6 protein-coding genes are annotated in these 5,523 nt (G+C 62.0%); 2 read left to right on the top strand and 4 right to left on the bottom strand.

The annotated features are described in order from the left end of the window. Positions 1 to 151: 151 nt before the first annotated feature. Complete coding sequence (locus RR51_RS28205; RefSeq protein WP_038409652.1) at positions 152 to 1,720, bottom strand: sensor domain-containing diguanylate cyclase; 1,569 nt, start codon at positions 1,718 to 1,720, stop codon at positions 152 to 154. Positions 1,721 to 1,872: 152 nt separating this feature from the next. Between RR51_RS28205 and RR51_RS28210 the strand changes: the two genes are divergently transcribed. Together RR51_RS28210 and RR51_RS28215 are read left to right on the top strand one after the other, a co-directional pair. After that, the gene (locus RR51_RS28210) at positions 1,873 to 2,373 is read left to right on the top strand and encodes a DUF4142 domain-containing protein (RefSeq protein WP_013972651.1); all 501 of its coding nucleotides are present in this window, start codon (positions 1,873 to 1,875) and stop codon (positions 2,371 to 2,373) included. An 8-nt stretch (positions 2,374 to 2,381) separates the two neighbouring features. Beyond that, on the top strand, positions 2,382 to 2,633 hold the full coding sequence (locus tag RR51_RS28215) for a hypothetical protein (protein WP_013972652.1): 252 nt from the start codon (positions 2,382 to 2,384) through the stop codon (positions 2,631 to 2,633). Between the two features lie 108 nt (positions 2,634 to 2,741). Here RR51_RS28215 and RR51_RS31700 read toward each other — a convergent pair whose 3' ends face one another. The 3 genes from RR51_RS31700 to codA all read right to left on the bottom strand — a co-directional run bounded on the left by RR51_RS31700 (position 2,742) and on the right by codA (position 5,418). Continuing rightward, the gene (locus tag RR51_RS31700) at positions 2,742 to 2,912 is read right to left on the bottom strand and encodes a DUF6021 family protein (RefSeq protein ID WP_230397094.1); all 171 of its coding nucleotides are present in this window, start codon (positions 2,910 to 2,912) and stop codon (positions 2,742 to 2,744) included. Between the two features lie 55 nt (positions 2,913 to 2,967). After that, positions 2,968 to 3,948 (bottom strand): DNA-binding protein, encoded by a 981-nt coding sequence (locus RR51_RS28220; protein ID WP_039615457.1) that lies wholly within the window; start codon positions 3,946 to 3,948, stop codon positions 2,968 to 2,970. A 228-nt stretch (positions 3,949 to 4,176) separates the two neighbouring features. Continuing rightward, positions 4,177 to 5,418, bottom strand: a complete 1,242-nt coding sequence (gene codA / locus RR51_RS28225; RefSeq protein WP_039615458.1) for a cytosine deaminase — start codon at positions 5,416 to 5,418, stop codon at positions 4,177 to 4,179. Between the last annotated feature and the right edge of the window lie 105 nt (positions 5,419 to 5,523).

Here is a 5,523-nt window from a genome sequence, read left to right on the forward strand (position 1 = left end):
GTCAGACGAGCGATATTTGTTCTCTGCGCTACAGCGCAGCCCAAAAGGGATGGGCAATCTCCCACAGGTAATGTGCATCTCTTTGGAACTGCGCGGTCCCTGTGGGAGCCGGCTTGCCGGCGATGGGGCCGGTACAGGCAACCAAGGGCCTTTATTCATCTACGCCCACCACTGCACGTTCTGCCAGGCAATACCCGTCCCGACCCCGGCGCTTGGCCTGGTACAGCGCCGCATCCGCTGCCGCCATCAGGCGCTCGGCCGTCACCCCCTCCCGCGCCAGGTCACCCACCGCAATCCCCGCACTGCACGACACCCGCCCCAGTGGGCTACCTGCATGCTCCAGCATCTGACGCCGCAACAGCTGTTGCACTTCCTGCACCAGCAGCTCCGCCCCGCGGGCATCGGTATCGGGGAGCAGCAGTGTGAACTCCTCGCCCCCATAGCGCACAGCCAGGTCGGCCGGCCGCTTCAGTGCCTGCTGCAGCACCTCGGCAAAGCGCCGCAGGCACTGGTCGCCCGCTGGGTGCCCGTAACGGTCGTTGTAGGCCTTGAAGTAATCCAGGTCGAGCATCACCAGCGCCAGCGAGTAGCCCTGGCGTCGTGCCCGACGCAGCTCCGGCTCGAACACTGCATCCAGCCGCCTGCGGTTACCCAGGCCGGTCAGGCTGTCGGTCAGTGCCAAGGCCTTGAGGGTCTGGTGTGCCTGGTGCAGCGCCCGCTCGATGACAATACGCTCGCGTAACTGGCGCAACACCACACCACCAAACGCTGCCAGCCCCACCAGCAACAGCAGCAACACTGCCACCGACTTGATCGCATCGTGCCGCCAGGGCGCGACGATCGATTCCCGCGACAAGCCGGCCTCCACCACCAACGGGTAGCTGGCCAGCGCGCGATAGCCATACAGCCGTGGCGTACCGTCCACCACGGCCACCGCCTCGGCCACCCCTTCGCTTGCATGCGGCAGGTGCTTGCGGAAGATCTCGCTGCTGCTAAGGCTGCGGCCAATCACCTGTTCGACGAACGGCCGCCGTACCAGGATAGTGCCGTCGCGCTTGGCTAGCACCAGCGCGCCGCGTTCGTCGATCTTGAAGTCGCCGTAGTAGCGTACGAACCAGTCCACCTTGATGGTGCCCAGCAACACCCCGGCGAAGCTGCCATCGGCATATTGCAGGCGCCGTGAAATGGGGATGATCAGGTCGCCAGTAGAACGGCTGCGCACCACCGAGCCGATGTGGACCCTGCGGTCGGTATGCTCGCGGTGGTAGATGAAGTAGTCGCGGTCGGCATTGTTGGCATTGGGCGGGACTACCGCCTGGTCGGTAACGATCCAGCTGCCATCCGGGCCATACACGAACAACCCGTGCAATTGCGGCATGATGCTTTTCTGCTGGACCAGCAAGGTATGCAGGCGCGGCCGGTCGATGTGCTCGAAGCCGTCGCCTTCCAGGCGCTCGGCCAGCGCCGCGGTAATTGCGTCGACCTGGCGGATGGCATCTTCGGCATGCTGCGCCGTGGCCCGGGCCAGGTTGGAGACCATGTTCTCGGCATTGGTGAAGGCGTGCCGGTAGTCGCGCCAGATGCGCCAACCTTCCACCACGACGAAGGCGAGCATCACCACCAGCATGAACGCGAGTACCAGGCGGAACAGCGCCACGGCCCGGCCCTCGCCGGTTATCGCGAAGAGCCCGTCCTCATCCTGTTTCCTGGCTGCGCACATTGAAATCCCTAGCCTTACCGCGTTCGCCGCGTTTCACTATAGTTCAGCATCACCTGAGCGCAGCCGACCAGGAAAAAGATTAAACCTTTGCTCCCCATTCACCCTCAACCGTACGCGACACTGAGGTCGCGCCACGGTTTAAGGAGTGAAGCATGAGCAGTCTCTTCATCAAGCGTGTCGGTTTTTCCATGGTGTTGGGCTTGGCATCGGTGCAGGCAATGGCGGCGAGTTCCGATGACTTCGTCGAAGCGGCTACCGAGGCCGGTATTGCCGAAGTGGTCACCGGCAAGCTGGCTCTGGAAAAAACTCAGAATGCCGAAATCAAGACCTTTGCCCAGCAGATGGTCAGCGACCACACCAAGGCCAATCAGAAACTCGGCGACATCGCTCGCAAGCTCGACATCTCCGTACCCGATGAGGCGGCAATAACCGACAAGGTCAAGAAAATGATCCTGGAATGGCGAGAGGAGTCGTTTGACAAGTCTTACGTCAACAACCAGGTCGACGCTCACGAAAAGGCGGTGGAGTTGTTCAAGAAGGAAGCCGCATCTTCCGACAAGGCTGAATTGAAGGCCTTTGCCAGCGAAACCTTGCCCAAGCTCGAACAGCATCTGGAGCATGCCAAGGCGCTTCAGGCCAAACACGGCAAGTGAGGCCCGCCATGAGTAACGATGCATTGAAAGCCGAAGTGCTGACTCGCCTGTTGCACGCTCACCCCCAGGGGCTGGGCAAGGAAGTGCTGGACAACTACCGGGGCGAGAAAGCCGTGGCCGGCATGCTCAAGACGCTGCAGGAGGCCGGTTTGATCCAGGATGGCAGCGTGGCGGTGAGCAGCGACCACCAGATCAGCGTGAACTACCCCATCAAACTCTCGGCTGCGGGCGTGGAGGCAGCCAGGCAGGCAGAGTCCTGAGTCAAGCGAGCGTAGCTTGCCTGGCAAAGGCCTCGAGACAGCGTGCCCCAAGCAGTACCGTGTTGATCGCGGGGGCCGCTGAGCGGCCCTTAGCGACAAATGCCACCTTCACGGGGATTTTTCGACGTCCCGCGGTGGCTTGGCAGGTCCTTGAGGGTCGACTTGCGGATCCTCCACATCTGGCGAATCGGGGTCGAAACCCAAGTCCTGGCGTTTGTTCGCCTTCTCGGACGAATGGGGCCCTTGGGGATGTTTTTCTGGCTGTTGTGGTTCAGGCATGAGGCTTTCTCCGGTGAGTGTCTAGGGAAGAAACCACCGGCCGGGAAAAGTTTGATTAATCTACAGCTAGCCGGGCTCGGCATTGAACCAACGCTTCATCACGTTGCTTCAGCTGCTCCTCGAGCTGCTGCAGTTGACGAGCCTGCTCCGTGCACAAGTCGCGCCTGGCCTCGAGGCTCTGTGCCTGCACATCCAGCTGCCGACGCATTTCCTCGCTTGCACCCTGCGCCTGGGCCAGGATCGTGCGCAAGCCCTGGATCTGCGCATCACGCTGCTCCAGTAATTCGTCCTGCGCCCTGCAGGCGCTGGCGGCCTGGCGATGCTCACCCAGCAAGCGCTCGTTGTCGCGGTGCAGGCGGGTCAGCTCGTCCTGCTTGACGATCATGCCTTGCTGCAGTTGACGCACCTCCACGTGCAACTGTTGCAGCTGCGCTTCGTGGCGGCGCTGCTCCTGTTCACGCTGTTCGCGGCTGGCGTTGCGGTAGTGTTCCAGCGCATCGCGGGCATGACGGTGCTTGTCTTCCAGTGATTTTACCTGCTCGTCCTTGTCGGCCAGGCGCACCTGCAGCTCGCCCAGCGACTGGTTGAGGCTGGCGCTGCGCAGCTGTTCGGCCTGCAGGGTGCTTTGGGTGGAAAGCAGTTTTTCCGATTCGGTGGCCAGTGCGGCCACATCGATCTGATGCTGTTGGTGCGCCGCAGCCAGTGCCTGCTGAGCAATCGCCAGTTGTGCCTCCAGCTGTTCGCGCTGTCGTGTGAAGGCGCTTTCCGCCTGCTCGATCTTCAGGTCGGCCTCGTCCTGCAGCTGGGTTGCCAGTTGCCCGACCATTCGGCTCAGCACGTCACTCAGCGCAATGCCGCCCTCGGAAGCCACGGGTTGCTGGCCGTTCAACTCTTTCAGATAGCGGTGAATCGTGGTCTTGGAGCCGGTGTTGCCCAGCTCGATACGTATCGCATCGATGCTGGGGTTCTCGCCCCGGGCAATCAGCGCCTGACGTGCCTGCTGCACTACAACCTTGTTTATACCGCCCCGGGCCATGCTTGCTCCTACGATTTTGTACCGTGTTATGTACCATGTAATTACATACCAATTATGGAGACAAGCAATTGCCCGTGCAAACATTTCCTATGGTGGAATAATCACGGCTTATCGCATGTGAATGGTTCTTGGGAGCTGTGCGCGGGGATAAACCAGTACGCCAGACAGCAAAGCGCCCCGCTCGGCTTCAAGCCGGCGGGGCGCTGCAGAATGCTGAAGCAGGGAGCGTCAGCTGTAGTGTTCAACCCTGGCAGGTGTTCTACGCATGAGCACCTTGCCGTTGCGTACCGACACCAGCGCATGCCCCTGGCTGCGCACCATTTCGTAATCGTCCGGCGCAGACAGCAGCAACAGGTTGGCCGGCCGCCCCGCTTCGATGCCGTAACGCTCGCCCAGGTTCAGGGTGCGGGCGCTGTTGTCGGTGATCAGGTCCAGGCAGCGCTGCAGGTCTTCGTAGCCAAGCATGTGGCAGATGTGCAGGCCGGCCTCGAGAATACGCAGGATGTTGCCATTGCCCAGCGGGTACCAAGGGTCGACGATGGAATCCTGGCCAAAGCACACGTTCATCCCGGCCCGGTCGAGTTCGGCCACGCGGGTGACGCCGCGGCGTTTCGGGTAGTTGTCGAAACGCCCTTGCAGGTGAATGCTCTCGGTCGGGCAAGATACGAAATTGATACCCGACTGCTTGAGCAGGCGGAACAGCTTGTAGCAGTAGGCATTGTCGTACGAGCCCATGGCCACGGTATGGCTGGCTGTCACCCGGGCGCCCATGTCGCGCACCCGCGCCTCTTCGGCCAGCACTTCGAGAAAGCGCGACTGCGGGTCGTCGGTCTCGTCGCAATGCACATCCACCAGGCAGCCGGTACGTTCGGCCAGGTCCATCAGGAACTTGACCGAAGACACGCCCTGGTCGCGGGTGTTCTCGAAGTGTGGAATGCCGCCGACCACGTCGGCACCGATGGCCACCGCTTCGGTCATCAGCGCCCGGCCGTTGGCGTACGACTCGATACCCTCCTGGGGGAAGGCGACGATCTGCAGGTCGAGCAGGTGGCGCACTTCGTCACGCACTTCGACCATGGCCTTTAGCGCAGTCAGGGTGGGGTCGGTGACATCGACATGGGTACGCACATGCTGGATGCCATGATCCACCAGCATGCCGATGGTCTTCTTTGCGCGGTTCTTGATGTCGTCGTGGGTGGTGATTGCCTTGCGCTCGGCCCAGCGCTCGATGCCTTCGAACAGGGTCCCGCTCATGTTCCACTGCGGCTCGCCGGCGGTCAGCGTGGCGTCCAGGTGGATGTGCGGTTCGATAAAGGGCGCCACCACCAGGTTTTGCCCGGCATCCAGGTCATCGGCAGCGCGCGCCGCCACCCCTTCGGCCTGGGGCACGATGGCGGCGATGCGTTCGCCGCTGATCTCGATGCGGAACAGGCCAGGCTTGCCGCGCAGGCGTGCGTTGATGATGTTCATGATGCTTCTCCCTGGGCTTTGCGGGTGGCCCTACCAGCATAGTGGCCTAAATCTCATCTGCCCGGTTAGCGCGGACCTTTGTAGGAGCGACCTTGTGTCGCGAAG

Origin of the sequence: Pseudomonas sp. C5pp (genome assembly GCF_000814065.1) — a bacterium.
Classification (GTDB): Bacteria; Pseudomonadota; Gammaproteobacteria; order Pseudomonadales; family Pseudomonadaceae; genus Aquipseudomonas; species Aquipseudomonas asiatica.